General features: G+C 53.4%; 20 protein-coding genes. 2 read left to right on the top strand and 18 right to left on the bottom strand.

What is annotated here, in order from left to right:
* Positions 1–9: 9 nt before the first annotated feature.
* The 17 genes from thiK to yceD form a co-directional block, all read right to left on the bottom strand.
* Positions 10–837: a thiamine kinase gene (thiK, locus tag CG67_RS04465; RefSeq protein WP_025901781.1), complete on the bottom strand. Its 828-nt coding sequence runs from the start codon at positions 835–837 to the stop codon at positions 10–12.
* Positions 818–1,450, bottom strand: coding sequence for a penicillin-binding protein activator LpoB (lpoB, locus tag CG67_RS04460; RefSeq protein ID WP_025901780.1), 633 nt, complete (start codon positions 1,448–1,450; stop codon positions 818–820). Before lpoB ends, thiK begins: the two co-directional genes overlap by 20 nt.
* Before the next feature lie 10 nt (positions 1,451–1,460).
* Complete coding sequence (locus tag CG67_RS04455) at positions 1,461–1,829, bottom strand: YcfL family protein (protein WP_025901779.1); 369 nt, start codon at positions 1,827–1,829, stop codon at positions 1,461–1,463.
* Positions 1,830–1,846: 17 nt separating this feature from the next.
* A complete protein-coding gene (gene hinT, locus CG67_RS04450; RefSeq protein ID WP_025901778.1) occupies positions 1,847–2,197 on the bottom strand; it encodes a purine nucleoside phosphoramidase in 351 nt (116 codons plus the stop codon).
* Positions 2,198–2,534: 337 nt separating this feature from the next.
* Positions 2,535–3,332, bottom strand: a complete 798-nt coding sequence (locus CG67_RS04445; protein WP_025901777.1) for a metal-dependent hydrolase — start codon at positions 3,330–3,332, stop codon at positions 2,535–2,537.
* Positions 3,333–3,357: 25 nt separating this feature from the next.
* On the bottom strand, positions 3,358–4,341 hold the full coding sequence (locus CG67_RS04440; protein WP_025901776.1) for a DNA polymerase III subunit delta' C-terminal domain-containing protein: 984 nt from the start codon (positions 4,339–4,341) through the stop codon (positions 3,358–3,360).
* Positions 4,341–4,973, bottom strand: coding sequence for a dTMP kinase (tmk, locus tag CG67_RS04435; RefSeq protein ID WP_025901775.1), 633 nt, complete (start codon positions 4,971–4,973; stop codon positions 4,341–4,343). Before tmk ends, CG67_RS04440 begins: the two co-directional genes overlap by 1 nt.
* Entirely contained in the window at positions 4,963–6,126 is a 1,164-nt protein-coding gene (gene mltG, locus CG67_RS04430) for an endolytic transglycosylase MltG (RefSeq protein ID WP_025901774.1), read from the bottom strand. Before mltG ends, tmk begins: the two co-directional genes overlap by 11 nt.
* Positions 6,127–6,128: 2 nt before the next feature.
* Positions 6,129–6,938, bottom strand: a complete 810-nt coding sequence (gene pabC, locus CG67_RS04425; RefSeq protein WP_025901773.1) for an aminodeoxychorismate lyase — start codon at positions 6,936–6,938, stop codon at positions 6,129–6,131.
* A gap of 102 nt (positions 6,939–7,040) precedes the next feature.
* Complete coding sequence (gene fabF, locus CG67_RS04420) at positions 7,041–8,282, bottom strand: beta-ketoacyl-ACP synthase II (protein ID WP_025901772.1); 1,242 nt, start codon at positions 8,280–8,282, stop codon at positions 7,041–7,043.
* 85 nt (positions 8,283–8,367) lie between these two features.
* Positions 8,368–8,604 (bottom strand): acyl carrier protein, encoded by a 237-nt coding sequence (gene acpP, locus CG67_RS04415; RefSeq protein ID WP_025901771.1) that lies wholly within the window; start codon positions 8,602–8,604, stop codon positions 8,368–8,370.
* Positions 8,605–8,757: 153 nt separating this feature from the next.
* Positions 8,758–9,492, bottom strand: a complete 735-nt coding sequence (gene fabG, locus CG67_RS04410) for a 3-oxoacyl-ACP reductase FabG (RefSeq protein WP_025901770.1) — start codon at positions 9,490–9,492, stop codon at positions 8,758–8,760.
* 10 nt (positions 9,493–9,502) lie between these two features.
* A complete protein-coding gene (gene fabD / locus CG67_RS04405; protein ID WP_025901769.1) occupies positions 9,503–10,435 on the bottom strand; it encodes an ACP S-malonyltransferase in 933 nt (310 codons plus the stop codon).
* A 16-nt stretch (positions 10,436–10,451) separates the two neighbouring features.
* Entirely contained in the window at positions 10,452–11,405 is a 954-nt protein-coding gene (locus CG67_RS04400) for a beta-ketoacyl-ACP synthase III (RefSeq protein WP_025901768.1), read from the bottom strand.
* Positions 11,406–12,446 (bottom strand): phosphate acyltransferase PlsX, encoded by a 1,041-nt coding sequence (gene plsX, locus CG67_RS04395; protein ID WP_025901767.1) that lies wholly within the window; start codon positions 12,444–12,446, stop codon positions 11,406–11,408.
* A 27-nt stretch (positions 12,447–12,473) separates the two neighbouring features.
* Positions 12,474–12,644, bottom strand: a complete 171-nt coding sequence (rpmF, locus tag CG67_RS04390; RefSeq protein WP_025901766.1) for a 50S ribosomal protein L32 — start codon at positions 12,642–12,644, stop codon at positions 12,474–12,476.
* A gap of 14 nt (positions 12,645–12,658) precedes the next feature.
* Positions 12,659–13,180, bottom strand: coding sequence for a 23S rRNA accumulation protein YceD (yceD, locus tag CG67_RS04385; protein WP_025901765.1), 522 nt, complete (start codon positions 13,178–13,180; stop codon positions 12,659–12,661).
* 141 nt (positions 13,181–13,321) lie between these two features.
* On the opposite strand from yceD, the gene CG67_RS04380 reads away from it, so the two are divergent.
* Positions 13,322–13,909, top strand: coding sequence for a nucleoside triphosphate pyrophosphatase (locus CG67_RS04380; protein WP_025901764.1), 588 nt, complete (start codon positions 13,322–13,324; stop codon positions 13,907–13,909).
* Positions 13,910–13,956: 47 nt separating this feature from the next.
* Here the strand turns inward: CG67_RS04380 and rluC are convergent, their stop codons facing one another.
* Positions 13,957–14,913 (bottom strand): 23S rRNA pseudouridine(955/2504/2580) synthase RluC, encoded by a 957-nt coding sequence (rluC, locus tag CG67_RS04375; protein WP_025901763.1) that lies wholly within the window; start codon positions 14,911–14,913, stop codon positions 13,957–13,959.
* Between the two features lie 563 nt (positions 14,914–15,476).
* Between rluC and rne the strand changes: the two genes are divergently transcribed.
* Positions 15,477–18,854 (top strand): ribonuclease E, encoded by a 3,378-nt coding sequence (rne, locus tag CG67_RS04365; protein ID WP_025901761.1) that lies wholly within the window; start codon positions 15,477–15,479, stop codon positions 18,852–18,854.
* Positions 18,855–18,963 lie beyond the last annotated feature (109 nt).

Raw genomic sequence — 18,963 nt, 5'->3', positions numbered from 1 at the left:
GGTATTGATTTAAAATGAGAGCGTCTGCCAGCTCTGACGGGCGAGCTGCCGGAACTGCGGATGCCCGGTCTGTTCTGCCCGTAACTGATACCAGCAGGCAGACAGCAAACTTAACCACGGCTGCCAGCGACGAATTTGCCGGGTTAAGTGTTCAGGAGCAATCCCTGAGTGGCGGGCATAGCAGGTTATCCAGCGTGAAGCATGTTGTGGATCATTCATGGAAATGATGGCCAGATCAACCGCAATATCGCCGTCGGCGCTATATTCCCAGTCAATAAAGTGATACCCGTCGCTCCCCTGCACGACATTACCGGCGTGAAGATCCATATGTACCGGTGCCAGGCGCAACGGCGCAGGCTCTCCCCGCTGTCGCAGGCGTCGCCAGTGACGAAGCCAGTGAACATGGTGTTCACGACAGAGCAGCCAGTACTGTTCCAGAAGCGTGGTAAAACAGAGCCGGTAACCGGTGAGTGGCTGGCGATGTAAGCGGATAAGCTGTGCCGTGATCCCGCCATACTGTTCAGAGAATGTCTGTGGTGACAGCCCTTCCCCGGCTTGCCAGGGTTGCACTAACCAATGCCGGTCAACGGCCAGCGGAGGTAATACCAGGTGCCCGGCGGCCAGTTTTTTTAGCACCCGGTATTCACGCCGACGATCAACAAACGGCAAAGGCTGTCGCGGTTGCTGACGGGCGACCAGCGTGACGTCAGGAAGGGTGATTTTAACAGACTGACCGCTCAGCCCGGGAAGGGATAAAAAACACCCGGCAGAGAGACCGGCCGGGTGGTATTGACGAAGCAGCGTTTCCAGCGAGGGATCAATCGACGGCGTTGCCACTGCCGCTCCAGACAATCTCCCCGGTCTGCACCAGCATAAGCTGCATCTGCAGTTTCGGTGATTTGGCATCCCCGCGTGCCGTGCTGTAAAGCACATATTGTGCATTCAGGTTACGAGCCAGACCAATCGCTTTACTACGGGAGTTAAGGCTGTCTTCCGGCGAGAGTCCCAGAGCCTGCTTAGCCTGGTTCAGCTGCGCTGTCGTGACCAGCGTAAATTTGCTGTTACTGCTGAGTGCCTGATTGATCGCCAGATAAGCATCATCGCTCTGAATTGAGCCATTGGTATTGTTTTTCAGTCGATCCACCAGCAATACGCTGCCAGGAGTAATCCCCGGGGTATTCATCATACTGTTAACCAGTGGCTGAACACTATTCTGCCAGTTGATACTTTGCAGTTTCGGTAGCTGAGGGACTTCCTGTACCTGTGGCTGTGACTCTGTGAGCTGCGGAGGTGTCGGCGGCGCCTGAATAGGCGGCTGTGCCGGTTGCGGCACCTGCGTCGCCGGCCGGGCCGACTCAACCGGTGCAGGTTTCTGTGTCTGGTTAATGACACAACCGGACAGAATAAAAGCTAACAATAACGGACTGCTGAATTTTATGCTGCGAATCACTTGAACATCCTCAGAGATAAAGAGACACACGAACCTGGCTGGCACTCAGGTTACCTGACCATGAAACAGCCTGACGATCCTGATGCGCGGGCACCACAATGGTTGCAGCCGGTTGTTCCGGTAAAATTTCCAGCCCTTTGTCATCGTACCAGAAATAACGATAGTGCAGAGTAACCGGAACATCACGATCATTATAGAGTATGATACTGGCTTTGTGCTGCCCGCTGTCACCACTCACCGTCGGTCCGTCGGTCGTGATCCCTGCGGACAATACATCAGCTTCCATCACCAGCGGCTGTGAAATACTGATCTGTGGCTGATGGCTGCTGCAGGCGGTTAATAACAGCAACAGCGGCAACGTATACAGGACCGGTCGCATAAGGTCTCTCCGAATAATTACCGGGATAACATCGGCCCCAGTACCCGACCACCGACCAGATGCATGTGGATATGGTAAACTTCCTGGCCACCATGACGGTTGCAATTGATAATCAAACGGTAACCGTCCTCATCAATACCTTCCTGTTTTGCAATCTTTGCCGCGACCGTCATCATACGTCCTAATGCAGGCTCGTGTTCAGTGGTGAGTTCATTCACTGTCGGGATCAACTGATTAGGAATAATGAGAATATGGGTCGGTGCCTGAGGTGAAATATCGCGAAATGCCGTCACCAGTTCATCCTGATACACCACATCTGCCGGTATTTCACGGCGAATGATTTTACTGAAAATAGTTTCTTCGGCCATACATCGATTTCCTGATTATCCTGTGTTTTCTGCCGGCGAAACACCCACAGTAAACAGTCTGCTGCATCATACTAAGTGTAAGTAATTATCTGACTTTACATTATTTATTCGCAGGAAAGCCATAAAAATCTGGCTATCCGCCAGCCCGGAAGCCACAGGCTGGCGCAGCGATCCCGCGCCAGCAGGGACTTCTCAGGTGCAACGGCGACCCCTGCGGAAAGTCTCCGTAGCATTTTTAGCTTAGTCCGCTATCAATATTCCGGCTAACTTCCTCCCCGAAAACATTGTGGCCCGACTGACGGCTGGACGGCCCGGGCACCGGAGCCACCTGCCGCTATCAGTCGTGGCTGTTCCCGAGCGGCGTATGGAACAAACGGGAAAAATTTTCGGTGGTCTGGCGGGCCAGCGTTTCGGTATCCACGCCTTTCAGTTCTGCCACAAAGTCGGCCACATCACGGGTGAAAGCGGGTTGATTCTGCTTACCGCGATGCGGGACCGGGGCCAGATAAGGCGAGTCGGTTTCCACCAGAATTCGGTCCAGCGGAACATAGCGCGCGGCTTCACGTATCTGTTCGGCGTTACGGAACGTAATAATGCCGGAGAAGGAGATATAGAAGCCCATATCCAGTAATCTGGCGGCGGTCTCTTTATCTTCCGTAAAGCAATGCAGTACCCCGCCGCATTCTTCCACTTTCTCTTCTTTCAGCAGTGCCAGCGTGTCTTCACGGGCATCCCGGGTATGAACAATTACCGGCTTATTCAGCTGACGTCCTATACGAATATGGTGACGGAAAGCTATTTGCTGCTGCCGTTGTTGTTCCGCATCTTTCTCATAGAAGTAATCCAGTCCGGTCTCACCCAGAGCAATGACCTGCGGGTCGGCAGCCAGCGCAGCCAGACGTTGCGGATCGCACAGGGGATCCATATTTAACGGATGTACTCCGCAGGAAAATGCTACGTCAGGCCGGTCGCCGACAAATGATTTTAAACGGCTGAACCCGTCCAGGGTGGTCGCGACGGCCAGCATAAAACGGACATCCCGTTCAGCGGCTTTACGGATAACATCATCCAGAGAACTGTGATCTTTTTCATAATCCAGACAATCAAGATGGCAATGTGAATCAACTAAAAACATAAATTACTCTCTGAACTTTCAGCTATTACACCGCCGGGAGGAACAGTTGCTCCCAGTCCAGCAGCGCTTCGGTGACTAATAATTCGTGGTTAACCGCCGGGGTTTCCAGAATACGGTGACGACACTGCTTCCAGAGCGTCAGACTCTGATGAAGCGCCGGCAATGAAATGACGGTTGCCAGCCGGGCAATCAGGGCCTGCTGATCAGTATTGGTCATCCATTGCAGGCTGTTCTGGTGGTATTTCACGCAGTCCAGTAACAGGCTCATCAGCCAGTGTATACGCAGGGCAACATCGTCCTGGGTCAGCAGGGGTAACAGAGACAAACTGTCGTCCGGGATAGCCCCGGACAGTGTCTGGCAGAATTGCATACGCCGGGTCTGCTGCTCGCTGCTCAGGAATTCCAGTGCGGCGGCGGGTGCTCCTGCGGCCAGTCGCAACGCGGTCATGAGGGTGGCAGGATCTGCAGACACCTGAGCACTCAGCCAGTGCAGACTCTGCTGTTCCGCCGGCACTGCCAGATGCAGTACCATGCACCGGCTTCGCAGCGTGGCCGGTAGCGCAGAAGGCTGATGCGTGCCCAGGAAAAACCAGCAATTTGCCGGCGGTTCCTCCAGCGTTTTCAGCAGGGCATTGGCCGCCGCCCCGGTAAGCTGAGCCGCATCCGGAATATGGATCACCTTAGCCCCGCCCTGCTGGGCAAAATGGTAAAGTTTATCCGTCACCTGGCGGATGGCATCCACTCCCAGTGATGACTTACCTTTTTCCACCGTCAGCGAGTACCAGTCGGGATGGTTGCGGGCCAGCATTAGCTGACATCCGTGACAGTGACCACAACTTTTAATGCCTTCAGGCGATGTACACATCAGCCAGCGTGAAATCCCCCAGACCAGCGCTTCATCACCCATTCCCGGCAAGGACTGTATCAGTAATGCATGGTGCCCTTGCCCGGCCTGACAGCGGGTGATCACCTGTTTATACGGGGCATTCAGCCACGGATACCATTGCATCAGTTGTGTTCCGACAGCCAGCGGGTCAGGGTCTGGCGTAATGCCTCACTAACCTGCTGTGGTGTACCGTTGGCATCCACCGTCAGGATTGACGGATCCCGGGCGGCAATTTCCTGATAACGTGCGCGGGTACGATGGAAAAAATCCAGCGATTCCTGTTCAATGCGATCCAACGCCCCCCGGCTGCGTGCGCGCTGCAAACCTGTCTCCGGAGCCACATCCAGATACAACGTCAGATCCGGGGTAAAGTCGCCGAGTACCGCCTGACGTAAGGTATCCATCAGTTCACGATCAAAACCCCGGCCGCCCCCCTGATAGGCCTGAGAGGAGAGATCATGCCGGTCACCGACTACCCAGGCTCCCCGCGCCAGCGCAGGTTTAATAATAGTATCCACCAGTTGCACACGTGCCGCATACAGCATCAGCAATTCTGCTTTGTCTGTAATCTCTTCACCGGTGACGCCTTCTTTAATCAGGGTCCTTAAGGCTTCCGCCAGCGGGGTTCCGCCGGGCTCCCGGGTGAAGACAATGTCTGTCACACCATGCTGGCGGAGGACATCCACCAAAAGGTCACGGGCCGTCGTTTTGCCCGCACCTTCCAGACCTTCAATGACGATAAATTTACTTTTCATTGGCTGTTTTTTTATCCTGTCCCTTCACTGCCGGATCTGCGCCCGAGGCCGTTGATGGCGCGGAAGGCGTCTGTGCATCATGAGCCTGACTGTCAGCAGCTGCACCGGGAGCCGGCGCACTGCCGGCAGATTTTGCCTCAGCAGCACGCTTAACCTCAAGCGTCCGCCAGACCTGAACCGCACGGTTGTGACTGGCCAGATTCGTCGTGAACGTATGACCTCCGCGACCGTTAGCAACAAAGTACAGATAGCCCGTCACCGGCGGATGAGCCGCTGCCTGTAAGGAGGCAATACTCGGGATAGCAATCGGCCCCGGAGGTAACCCTGGAATAACATAGGTGTTATATGCCGTCGGGGTTTCCAGATCTTTCCGGCTCAGAGCGCCGGTATAGCGATCTCCCAGCCCGTAAATAACGGTCGGGTCGGTCTGTAATTTCATCCCCAGTCGCAGCCGGTTAATAAAGACTGAAGCGATAATGCCTCGTTCGCTACTGAGGGCCGTCTCTTTTTCGATCAGAGAAGCCATCGTCAGCAACTGGTTTTGATCTTTATACGGAAGACCGGCATCACGACTTTCCCAGACGTTACTCACTTCTTTGACCATCCGCTGATGAGCCTGCTCCAGCAGCGACAGGTCACTCATATGCGCGGTATAGAGATAAGTATCCGGATAAAACCACCCTTCCGTATCATCAGGGGAAAGTCTGAGGGCCGCAGCGACCGTACTGAGCTGGTCATCTTTCAGTTCATGACGGAGATAAGGTGCATCACGTAAGGTTTTCAGCCATTCCGTAAGATGCTGCCCTTCGATAAACCGGACCGGAAACTGAGCCTCTTTACCACTGGCCAGCAGCTGTAGTAACTGGCGCACGGTCATTCCGGGAGTCAGACGATAGGTGCCGGCTTTGAACCGGGCCAGGTCCGGCTCAGCTTTCAGTAACCAGCCAAACCAGAAACTGTCCGGGATAATGTGTTGCTCTTCGAGCTGTTGCTCAAGCGCTACACGTCCGCTCCCTGCCGGGAGGGTATAAATCGTCTGTTGCGAAATGAGTAACGGCGACCCGGCCAGTTGCCGGGTTTTCCATACCCCTCCGGCGATCAGTGCACCGGCCACAACGACTAAACCTAATGTAAATTTTATTTTTTTCTGCATGCTTAACCTGGTGAATAACAGAGCTCAGACAATCTTTGTGTCAGTGTTCCCGGAGAATATGTCAGGGTATCGACCCTGGTCACCGGAACCACCGGCATCAACGAATTACAGATAAACACTTCATCAGCCTGTTGCAAAGCCGGCAGACCGGCCCGGACTTCCTGACAATCATATCCCTGCTCCGCCAGCAGACGGATCAGATAACGCCGCATTGTACCGTTAACACCGGCTTCGTCTACCCGTGGAGTAAACAATTGCTCACCCCTGCGCCAGAAGATATTAGCGCTGCAGCATTCAATTATCCGGTCACGACAGTCGAGTACCAGTGCTTCTTCTGCATCGGACTGATCAATGAACTGGCGGATCATGACCTGTTCCAGCCGGTTCAGATGTTTAATCCCGGCCAGCGCAGGATTGATCCCCAGACGCATCGGACAGGTCAGCAAAGTAATCCCCTGTGCCCGCCACGAATCATACTGTGCCGGGTAAGCTGCCACCGACACAATACGTCGTGGCTGGCCGCATCCCGTACTGCTGTATCCCCGGCCACCGGAGCCGCGGGTGATCACCACTTTCAGCACCCCGCGCTGCAGCGTGGCAGCCCGGGAGTGCATCTCCTGCACCAGTTTCTGCCAGTCCGTAAACGGGATAGCCAGGCGTTTACAGCCCTCCTGCAGGCGCTGAAGATGTGCCTCCGGGCGGCAGATCTTACCTTCGAGGATCAGCGCAGTAGTAAAACAGCCATCGCCAAACTGTAACCCCCGGTCACTGACCGGCAGGAATTCGGTTTCATCACCGTTGATCAACATCATCAGCTCTCCGGGAAAGGATTGAGATACAACAGAGCTTCGGCAGGTCAGGACACCCACCTAAAAAAAAGGCCCGCATTGCGGGCCTGAGGCGTCACTGAAACATCAGATCTTACGGAAAATAACAGAACCATTGGTTCCGCCAAATCCGAAGGAGTTACACAGACTGTATTCCAGCCCGCTTACCTGACGAGCAGTGTGTGGTACGAAGTCCAGATCACACCCTTCATCCGGATTATCCAGATTCAGTGTTGGCGGTATCGCCTGGTCGCGCAGCGCCAGAATCGAAAAAATCGATTCAACGGCACCGGCCGCACCCAGCAGGTGACCCGTCATTGATTTAGTCGAACTGACCATCACTTTATCCGCGGCCGCACCGAACACAGACTTAACGGCCTGTGCTTCTGCTTTATCCCCGGCCGGTGTGGAAGTACCGTGCGCGTTGATATAGCCGATTTGATCCACAGATAATCCGGAATCACGTAAAGCGTTAACCATCGCCTGCGCAGCACCTGCACCATCTTCCGGCGGTGAGGTCATATGGTAAGCATCGCTGCTCATACCAAAGCCAACCAGCTCAGCATAGATTTTTGCGCCACGTTTTTTCGCGTGTTCGTACTCTTCGAGGACCACGATACCGGCACCGTCTCCCAGTACGAAACCGTCACGATCTTTATCCCACGGACGGCTTGCCGCCTGAGGGTCATCGTTACGGGTTGACAGCGCACGTGCGGCACCGAAGCCACCGACACCCAGTGGGGTACTGGCTTTTTCAGCGCCACCGGCCAGCATAACATCCGCATCATCATAAGCGATCATTCGGGCCGCATGACCAATATTGTGCACACCTGAGGTACAGGCCGTCGCAATACTGATGCTCGGTCCTTTCAGACCATACATGATGGTCAGGTGTCCGGCGACCATGTTAACGATGGTGGACGGTACGAAGAAAGGACTGATTTTACGCGGGCCGCCACGGGTCATTGCAAGATGGTTATCTTCAATTAACCCCAGGCCGCCAATGCCGGAACCGATGGCTGCACCAATACGCGGCGCGTTTTCTTCGGTGACAACCAGACCGGAGTCCGCCATCGCCTGCGCACCCGCTGCAATTCCATACTGAATGAATATATCCATTTTGCGCTGTTCTTTACGCGAAATGATATCTTCACAATTAAAATCTTTCACCAGACCTGCAAAACGGGTTGCATAGGCACTGGCATCAAAGTGGTCAATCATGCTGATGCCGCTCTGACCGGCAAGGAGAGCACTCCAGGTAGACTCTACGGTATTGCCGACAGGAGACAACATGCCAAGACCGGTCACAACTACACGACGCTTAGACAAGTTCGTCCTCCAGGGAGGGGGAAAAAAACACTAAGTGGGACGGACAAAAAACTCAGGCGGTCGAATGACCGCCTGAAGATATTCATTAGCCCTGATGGCTATTGATGTAGTCGATCGCTGCCTGAACGGTAGTGATTTTCTCAGCTTCTTCGTCTGGAATCTCAGTATCAAACTCTTCTTCCAGAGCCATCACCAGCTCAACGGTGTCAAGAGAATCGGCACCCAGGTCTTCTACGAAAGAAGCAGAGTTGGTCACTTCATCTTCTTTAACACCCAGCTGCTCAGCAATGATTTTCTTAACGCGTTGTTCGATATCGCTCATACTATTTAATTTCCTATCAAAACTCGCTTTCGCGACGGTTTTCGTAGTGTATAAAATGTTGAAAAAGATGCAACTAAAACCAATCTGGTCAAACCACGATTTGCTATATTTTGCGTTTTATTGCACAAAAAAAGCAACTAATTTTCGCAGTTATCAGACCATATACATTCCGCCATTGACGTGAAGGGTTTCACCAGTGATGTAACCCGCCTCGTCAGAGGACAAAAATGCAACGGCATTCGCGATGTCTGCAGGACTGCCCAGACAACCTGCAGGAACTTCTGCAAGAATACCGGCCCGTTGCTCTTCATTTAGTGCTCGCGTCATGTCCGTCTCAATAAAGCCCGGAGCCACAACGTTTACAGTAATACCACGTGACGCAACTTCGCGCGCCAGTGATTTGCTAAAGCCAATCAAACCCGCTTTTGCTGCTGCGTAGTTTGCCTGGCCCGCATTACCCATTGTTCCAACAACTGAACCAATGGTAATGATTCGTCCGCTGCGTTTTTTCATCATAGCACGCAACACGGCTTTAGACAGCCTGAACACTGAAGTCAGGTTGGTATCCAGAATATCCTGCCATTCGTCATCTTTCATACGCATCAGCAGATTATCACGGGTTACCCCGGCATTATTCACCAAAATATCGATTTCGCCAAATTCTGCGCGGATGTTTTTCAGTACAGACTCAACAGAATCAACATCGGTCACGTTCAGGGTCATCCCTTTACCGTTTGCGCCCAGGTAAGCACTGATAGCCTCAGCACCCTTATCACTGGTGGCAGTACCGATAACTGTGGCACCTTGTGCTGCCAGTTTTTCTGCGATTGCTTTGCCAATTCCACGGCTCGCACCGGTGACCAGCGCAATTTTACCATCGAAGTTCATGATTATCCTCTTATTCTTTTGCCAGCGCCACAGTTAAGGACGCCGGGTCATTCACAGCAACGGCTGTCAATGAGTCCGTAATACGTTTGGTCAGGCCGGTCAGGACTTTGCCCGGACCCGCTTCAACTAACTGGCTTACGCCACGTGAAGCGATAAATTCAACGCTTTCGGTCCAGCGGACCGGGCTGTAAAGCTGGCGCACTAATGCGTCACGGATAGCCTCCGCAGAGACTTCGCACTTCACATCCACGTTGTTGACCACAGGGACTGACGGAGTGTTAAACGTCAGATCCTGCAGAGCCTGAGCCAGTTTATCCGCGGCAGGTTTCATCAGTGCACAATGCGAAGGTACGCTGACCGGTAAAGGCAGTGCGCGTTTCGCACCGGCGGCTTTACAGGCTGCACCCGCACGTTCAACCGCTTCTTTATTACCGGCAATAACGACCTGGCCCGGAGAGTTGAAGTTGACCGGTGAAACCACCTGGCCCTGAGCACTCTCTTCACATGCCTGACGGATCGCCGCATCGTCCAGACCAATAATCGCCTGCATTGCCCCGGTCCCTGCCGGGACGGCATCCTGCATCAGTTTGCCACGTAATTCTACCAGACGGATGGCATCAGCGAAATCCAGAACACCGGCACACACCAATGCAGAATATTCGCCCAGGCTATGGCCTGCCATCAGCGCAGGGACTTCGCCGCCCTGCTCCAGCCAGACACGATAAATAGCCACGGAGGCCGCCAGCAATGCCGGCTGTGTCTGCCAGGTTTTATTCAGTTCTTCAGCCGGTCCTTGCTGAACCAATTGCCATACGTCATAACCCAGAGCCGCAGAAGCCTCGGCGAACGTCGCTTCCACTGACGGATACTGTTCTGCCAGCTCAGCCAGCATGCCAACAGCCTGTGACCCCTGACCCGGGAATACCATTGCAAATTGTGTCATTTCGAGTTCCTGTCTATCAAAAACGAACTAACGCTGAACCCCAGGTGAACCCGCCACCAAAGGCCTCCAGCAGCACCAGTTGGCCTGGTTTAATACGGCCATCACGCACGGCTTCATCCAGGGCCGTCGGCACGGAAGCGGCCGAGGTATTCCCGTGACGGTCCAGCGTGACCACGACTTTATCCATCCCCATGCCCAGCTTTTTCGCCGTCGCATTGATGATGCGTAAATTCGCCTGATGTGGCACCAGCCAGTCGAGTTCCTGACGATCAATATTGTTAGCCGCCAGTGTTTCTTCAACGATATGAGCCAATTCAGTGACGGCAACTTTAAAGACTTCATTACCCGCCATCGTCAGGTAGGCAGGTTCTGCCCCTTCATCACGTGACGGATTAGCCAACGTCAGTAACTGACCGTAATTACCGTCCGCGTGTAAATGGGTAGAGATAATCCCCTGCTGCTCACTCGCGCCCAGAACCACTGCACCGGCACCGTCTCCGAACAGGATAACGGTACCGCGATCAGCCTGATCCAGCGTCCGGGATAAGGTATCTGAACCGATCACCAGTGCATTTTTAACCGCGCCGCTTTTCACGTACTGGTCGGCAACGCTGAGTGCATAGGTAAAACCGGCACAGGCCGCGGCCAGGTCAAAGGCCGCGCAATCACGGATCCCTAACTGTTGCTGGATAATACAGGCCGAGCTTGGGAAAGCATGTGACGACGACGTCGTGGCGACAATGATAAGCCCGATGTCATTAGCATCGATACCGGCCATCTGCAGCGCATTCTGCGCCGCGGTTGCGCCCATCGTCGCGACCGTTTCATCGGCAGCAGCAATGCGTCGTTCACGAATACCTGTCCGGGTGACAATCCACTCGTCTGAGGTCTCTACCATTTTCTCCAGATCAGCATTGGTGCGAACCTGTTGAGGCAGATAGCTGCCCGTACCAATAATTTTGCTAAACATCTAGGCTATGTCACTCCTGGCTAGTACTGTATCAAGCCGAACCGAAATTTTTTCAGGGATATTACGGATCACCGCCTGAATCGCGTGTTCGATGGCAACGGCGAAGGCTCGCTCACTTGCGGCACCATGACTCTTAATAACAATTCCGGGCAACCCTAACAGGGATGCACCGTTATACTGATCGGGGTCGATTTCGCCAAAACGCTTCATCAGACGTCCCTTCATACTACGGACAACCAGGTGACGCCACCATGATCGCTTCATTGTCTGTCCTGTCCCTGTCATCAGGGTCAGAAATGTTTTTATTACACCTTCCATAGTTTTCAGTGAGACATTTCCTGCGAAGCCATCACACACTAATACATCTGTTTTGCCACTCAGCAAATCACTGCCTTCCAGAAAACCGACGTAGTTAAGCCCGTCGAGTAAGCGTATCTTTCCGGCGGCATCACGGATATGCCGTGGCCCTTTGCTTGCCTCCTGCCCGATATTCAGCAGAGCAACGCGCGGGTTTTTTATCCCCATCACTTCTTCGGCCAGCACTGCGCCCATCATCGCAAACTGAACCAGCATCGTACTGTCTGCACAGGCATTCGCCCCGAGGTCCAGCAGTACGGTCTGCCCCTGTCGGATATGGGGAACCACAGAGACCAGCGCCGGTCGCTTAATATTTTCAAGCGGCCGTAATAACAAGGTGGCCAGCCCCATCAATGCCCCGGTATTCCCGGCACTAATGCAGGCATCAGCCCGCCCTTCTTTTATGAGTTCCAATGCGATACGCATTGAAGATCCGTGGCTGTGACGCATAGCGACGGAAGGTATAGCATCACTGGCAACAACCGACTCAGCCGGGATAATATGCACCCGCTGTCGTAACAGAGAATCCGCTCTGGCAAGTAATGGCTGAATTTCGTCGGGATAACCGACTAAAAGAAGTTCAAGTTGCGAGTGTGAGGCCAGTGCCTGCAATGCAGCAGGCACCGTCACGGGAGGACCGAAATCCCCGCCCATGGCATCAACTGCCAGGGTCAAACGTGTCAAAGTAACGCCTTGCGTCGCAGCAAGAAATTACTTAGTGATGACCTTACGACCACGGTAGTAACCGTCGGCAGTCATGTGGTGACGCAGATGAGTTTCGCCTGAAACTTTATCTACTGACAGAGTGGTAGTGGTCAGCGCATCGTGAGAACGGCGCATACCACGCTTAGAACGGGTGGGTTTATTCTGTTGTACGGCCATGGACCTTACTCCTATTACTTACGCTTTAAACTGGCTAATACGGCAAACGGGTTTGGTTTCTCTGCCTCTGCAGGCAATTCACCAAAGACCATATCCGCGTCGGACACTTCACAGTGTTCAGAATCATGCACCGGAACGACAGGTAATGCGAGGATAATTTCATCCTCGATGACCGCGAGCAAATCGATTTCGCCATACTCATCGACTTCAACTGGCTCGTAACCTTCCGGTAGCGCCTCCGCCTGTTCGTCATTACGGACAGGACTGAAGGTATAACTTACGTTTACAGTGTGCGGAAACGTGTTATTGCAACGCTGACAACGCAGGGTGACCTCTACTCCGGCCGTGCCCTTCAGCACCGCAAGGCGCTGGTTATCGATTGCAAAACTCATGGTGCATTCTACATCACTGTCCACACTCACAACTGAGGCCGCAATACGTTCCGTGAGTTCAGGAGTATAGACGCCATGATAATCAAGGCGTTTCTGAGCAGAACGGAGCAGATCCAGTGTCAGGGGTAATTTTACCTTTTGCATAGGGCGCGCATATTAACTTTGTAATGTCAGAGAGTCAAAGAAAAAGGCCGTTTTCAGGCATCTTTCACCCAATATTCGCATCCGGTGCGGCGGATAGTTTAAAATGAGAACGTTCAATTCGCTACAGATAATGAAAAAAATATGAAACAAGCACTGTTACTAGCATCGTCTTCCCCATTCCGCCGTGCCATTCTTGAAAAACTTGGCCTGCCCTTTCAATGGGCTGCGCCTGATATTGATGAATCTGCACTGGACGGCGAAACTGCAGAGCAACTGGTGATACGACTGGCAAAGCAGAAAGCGCTGGCCCTGGCAGACGCCTGGCCAGACACGCTTATCATCGGGTCTGATCAGACAGGCGTGCTGAATGGTACGTTCCTTGGCAAACCTCATACGGAAGAACGCGCCAGACAGCAACTGAAAGCCGCCAGCGGTAATACCGTCACTTTTTACACCGGACTGGCCGTGTATTGTTCACGTCGCCGGCAATTCTGGCAATGCTGTGAGACTTTTGATGTCACTTTCCGCACTCTTTCTGCGGCTGAAATTGCAGGGTATGTCGCGAAAGAGCAGCCATTACACTGTGCGGGCAGTTTTAAAGCGGAAGGCCTGGGCATCAGCCTGTTTGAAAAGTTACAGGGCCGGGACCCCAATACCCTGGTCGGGTTGCCGCTGATCGCTCTCGGAGAATTTCTGCGTGACGCGGGAATTAATCCGCTAACGGATTAAGCCCGCAGTGAGTGCTGCCGGGGCATATACCCCGGCAGGAGAGGCAATTACTGTTTTTCCTGGCGCAGAATGGCCAGGCAACGGCGCAGTTTTTCGTCCATCGGCGCTTCCAGGCGCAATGTTTCGCCCGTTGACGGATGGGTAAAAGTAATGGCCGCGGCATGCAGGAAAAGCCGGTTTAACCCGGTTTTCGCCAGTTGCCGGTCAAATTCACTGTCGCCGTAACGATCATCAAAGGCTATCGGATGTCCGGCATGCAGAGTATGCACACGGATCTGATGCGTACGCCCGGTGATCGGACTGGCTTTTACCAGACTGCCATGCTGATAACGTTCCTCGACTTTGAAGCGCGTCTCGGACGGTTTACCTTCACTGCTGACCCGCACCACCCGCTCACCACTCTGTAAAATATTTTTTAACAGCGGAGCTTTCACGGATTTAGTATGCGAAGGCCACTGGCCACGGACCAGTGCCAGATAATCTTTTTGCATCCCCTTCTCACGGAGCTGCTCATGCAATGAACGTAATGCTGAACGCTTTTTAGCGATCAACAGGACACCGGAGGTATCGCGATCCAGACGGTGCACCAGCTCAAGAAAACGTGCCTCAGGACGCAGAGCACGCAGCCCTTCAATAACGCCGAAATTCAGGCCACTGCCCCCATGAACTGCGGTACCGGAAGGTTTATTCAGGACCAGGATAGCCTCGTCTTCGTAGATAACGGCCCGCTCCAGTTGTGCCACTTTTTCGAGCTTAGGAGAAACTTCAGGCGCTTCTTTCTCTGAGACCCGCACCGGGGGAATACGAATATCGTCACCTTCCTCCAGTTTATATTCTGGTTTGATTCGCTTTTTGTTAACCCGTACTTCACCTTTACGCAAAATACGGTAAATCATACTTTTCGGAACCCCTTTCAAAAAGGTACGCAAAAAGTTATCGATACGTTGTCCGGCGTTTTCCGCCGTAATGGCGACAAATTGTACGCCCTGGTTCTCATTTTTCATGGGTGAGATTCTAAAGAGAGTTATTCCTGAGTGCTACTTTTTTGTCACCGGCCAGCAATTGCGCTGGTTATTTCGCCAGCAATGCGTTTCCTTTTTGGCCTATCGCCAGAGCTGCCTGTTCAGCAGAACAAATAAATAACAAATAAAGTGATCTTCGCAGTGAAAGTCACCTTGCTATATTAATGCCAGCAATGGAATAATGCTCTGGTTTCTTTTTCCGGAAATCCGGAATAAGGAAAACATGAAGCAGAAATTTTTGCCGGATTGAACAGACACGCAGCAATGGCATAAGACGTAATGTTAACTCAGGCACTTAGCGGGCTGCGGGTTGTAGCCCGGACGTATGGGGGGGCATACCACTGTTTTTTATCATGCAGTTGACATCCTCCTGGTCGCGGTCTCTTTGAGAGACCTCACCTCCGACATTATTTGCGCTCCTTTAGCGATCGACAGCCGTGAGGCTGACGTGATTGCAATAAGCCACGGAGCCATCGGTTTATCTTCGTCCGGGGCAATGATGCCCACAGCTGAGTCACTTATGAAAAAATGACGAGTACTTATAAATGAAAAGAATGTTAATAAACGCAACTCAGCAGGAAGAGTTGCGTGTCGCCCTGGTGGATGGACAGCGCCTGTATGACCTGGATATCGAAAGTCCTGGTCATGAGCAGAAAAAAGCGAACATCTACAAAGGTAAAATCACCCGAATTGAACCCAGCCTTGAAGCTGCATTTGTTGATTACGGTGCTGAACGTCACGGTTTCCTTCCTCTCAAAGAAATCTCCCGCGAATATTTTCCTGCCAATTACTCCATGCACGGCCGTCCTAATATTAAAGACGTGTTACGTGAAGGTCAGGAAGTCATTGTTCAGATTGATAAAGAAGAACGTGGTAACAAAGGCGCTGCGCTGACCACCTTTATCAGCCTGGCCGGAAGCTATCTGGTACTGATGCCGAACAATCCGCGTGCCGGTGGGATCTCCCGCCGTATCGAAGGTGATGACCGTACAGAGCTGAAAGAAGCCCTTTCCTCGCTGGAATTGCCGGAAGGTATGGGATTGATCGTGCGTACCGCAGGCGTCGGTAAATCGGCAGAAGCCCTGCAATGGGACCTGAGCTTTCGTCTGAAACACTGGGATGCGATTAAGAAAGCGGCAGAAAATCGCCCTGCCCCTTTTCTGATCCATCAGGAAAGTAATGTCATTGTTCGCGCCTTCCGTGATTACCTGCGCCAGGATATTGGTGAGATCCTTATCGATAACCCGAAGGTTCTGGAGCTGGCTCGTCAGCATATTGCCGCGCTCGGCCGTCCCGACTTCAGCAGCAAAATCAAACTGTACACCGGGGAAATCCCGCTGTTCAGCCATTACCAGATTGAATCCCAGATTGAATCCGCTTTCCAGCGTGAAGTCCGGTTACCTTCCGGTGGCTCGATTGTTATCGACAGTACCGAAGCCCTGACCGCTATCGATATTAACTCCGCCCGGGCTACCCGCGGGGGGGATATTGAAGAAACCGCGTTCAATACTAACCTGGAAGCGGCAGACGAAATCGCCCGCCAGTTACGCTTACGTGACCTGGGCGGCCTGATTGTTATCGACTTTATCGACATGACTCCGGTACGCCACCAGCGTGCGGTTGAAAACCGTCTGCGTGAAGCTGTCCGTCAGGATCGCGCCCGTATTCAGATCAGCCACATTTCGCGCTTCGGCTTACTGGAAATGTCCCGTCAGCGTCTCAGCCCGTCACTGGGTGAGTCCAGCCACCACGTTTGCCCGCGTTGCAGTGGTACCGGTACAGTACGTGACAACGAGTCACTTTCTCTGTCCATTCTTCGTCTGATTGAAGAAGAAGCACTGAAAGAAAACACCAAAGAAGTCCATGCCATTGTGCCGGTACAGGTGGCTTCTTACCTGCTGAACGAAAAACGTGAAGCGGTCAATGCCATTGAAACCCGTCAGGGGGGCGTACGTACTATCATTGTTCCTGATGAGCGTATGGAAACTCCACACTATTCGGTGCTGCGTGTTCGTAAAGGTGAAGAGACCAAGACCCTCAGCTATCACCTGCCGAAGCTGCATGAAGTTGAAATTGCCTCCATTTCAGATGAAGAGCCGGCTGAACGCCGTCGTCCGGAGCAACCTGCACTTGCTGCTTTTGCAATCCAGGAAGCACCTCCGGCAGTGACCGAGTCAGCGGCTTCTCAGAGTCGTGCCGCAGAAAAAGAGCAAGAAACCACCGCAACAGCGTCTTGTTTCTTCAGTCGTCTGTTTAGCGGACTGAAAAACCTGTTTGGCGGAGCCCCACGGGAAGCTGAAGCCCCGGTAGCAACGCCGGAAAAAACAGCGACGCCGGAACGCCCTCGTGAAAATACGTCCGGCAACCGTAACGACCGCCGTAACAATCGCCGTAACAACAACAATCGTAACGAGCGTACTGATCGTAACGAGCGTACTGACCGCAACGAGCGTACTGACCGCAACGAGCGTAATGACCGCAACGAGCGTAATGACCGTAACGAGCGTAATGACCGCAACGAGCGTAATGACCGTAACGAGCGTAATGACCGTAACGAGCGTAATGACCGTAACGAGCGTAATGACCGTAACGAGCGTAATGACCGTCAGTCACGCAACAACGATCGTAATAACGAGACAGCAAATACCCGTGACGATAATCGCCGTAACAACCGTCGTAATACGGCTGCTACAGAGGATCGCAACACCGCCGCTGAACCTCGTCAGCCTCTGAGCGAAGAAGCCCGTCAGCAACGTGAGCAACAGCGTCGTGAACAACGTGCTGAGCGCCAGCGTCGCCGTCAGGAAGAACGTCGCCAGCAACAGGCGGCCAATGCTACAGAAAAAACGGCTACCGTCGTCGCGGAAACGGAGGCAGAGCAACCTGCACGTGAACGTGAAGAAGAACAGGTTCAGGTCACTGCACGTCGTCAGCAACGTACGCTGACACAGAAAGTCCGTTATGTGTCTGAAGAAGACCTGGCCGCAGAAACTCCGGCGGTGGAAACCACTCCGGCCGTTCAGGAAGAACCCGCAAGCGATACCGGCCGCGAAGCCTCTGCGGAGAGCCGTGAGAATAACGCTAATATTCCGCGTCGTTCACGCCGTTCACCGCGTCACCTGCGTGTCAGTGGTCAGCGTCGTCGTCGTTATCGTGATGAGCGTTACCCGCAGCAATCTCCGATGCCTCTGGAAACGGCGGCTGCCTCCCCGGAGATGGCGTCAGGTAAAGTCTGGATCCGTTACGATCTGCCGGCAGTCACTACAGAGTCTGAACCACAGACAACTGTTGCTGAAGTGACTCCGCAGGCCGAACCTCAGGCTCCTGTCTCTGTTGTAACAACCCCGGCAGAACCTCAGGTATCACCTGAACATGCCGCTGATGTCGCAGAAACGAATGCGGTAGTGGCTGAAAAACATGACGTTGACACCGTCACTCCGGTGAGCGAAGCCGGGGTTATCGACGTAACGCCTGTCGCCGTAGAAGCGCCGGCTGTCAGTCAGCCCGACACTGAAGTGGTGGCAGAGCCTGCAGCAGAAGACGAGTCGTCTGAAACTGTCGTCCCTGCACCAGCCCCTCAGGCAGCGCAGGTGACTGAACAGGCTACCGCACAGCAGGCTGATGCTGAAACACCGACACCGGCAGAACAACGTCCCGCGCCGCAGGCTACGGTCGCCGAAGCACCGGTCGCGGATATTGCGCCAGTTAAGACCGAAGCACCGGCTGACGCATCGGTCACTGCGCGTTATCGTTACCATGCAACGGCACCGATGACGAAAGCTCCGGCGCCGGAATGGCGTCCGGAACCTCTGCCACACAGCGATTGGGTTCGTCCTCAATATGCTTTCGACGGTAAAGGTTCAGCCGGTGGTCATGCCGCTACACATCATGCAACTGCTCCGGTGACTAAAACCGGCGAGTAATTCCTGATGATGCCGGCCATGTTGCCAGCCCAAAAAACCTGACCTTGCGGTCAGGTTTTTTTTTGCCTCCGGGTTCTGCAGGTCATAATAACCGATCTGTCAGGCTGCC

This window comes from Tatumella sp. UCD-D_suzukii (genome assembly GCF_000611875.2).
GTDB classification, from domain to species: domain Bacteria; phylum Pseudomonadota; class Gammaproteobacteria; order Enterobacterales; family Enterobacteriaceae; genus Tatumella; species Tatumella ptyseos.
Note: the sequence above shows the minus strand (reverse complement) of the source record. Positions and strands in the feature narration are given on the sequence as shown.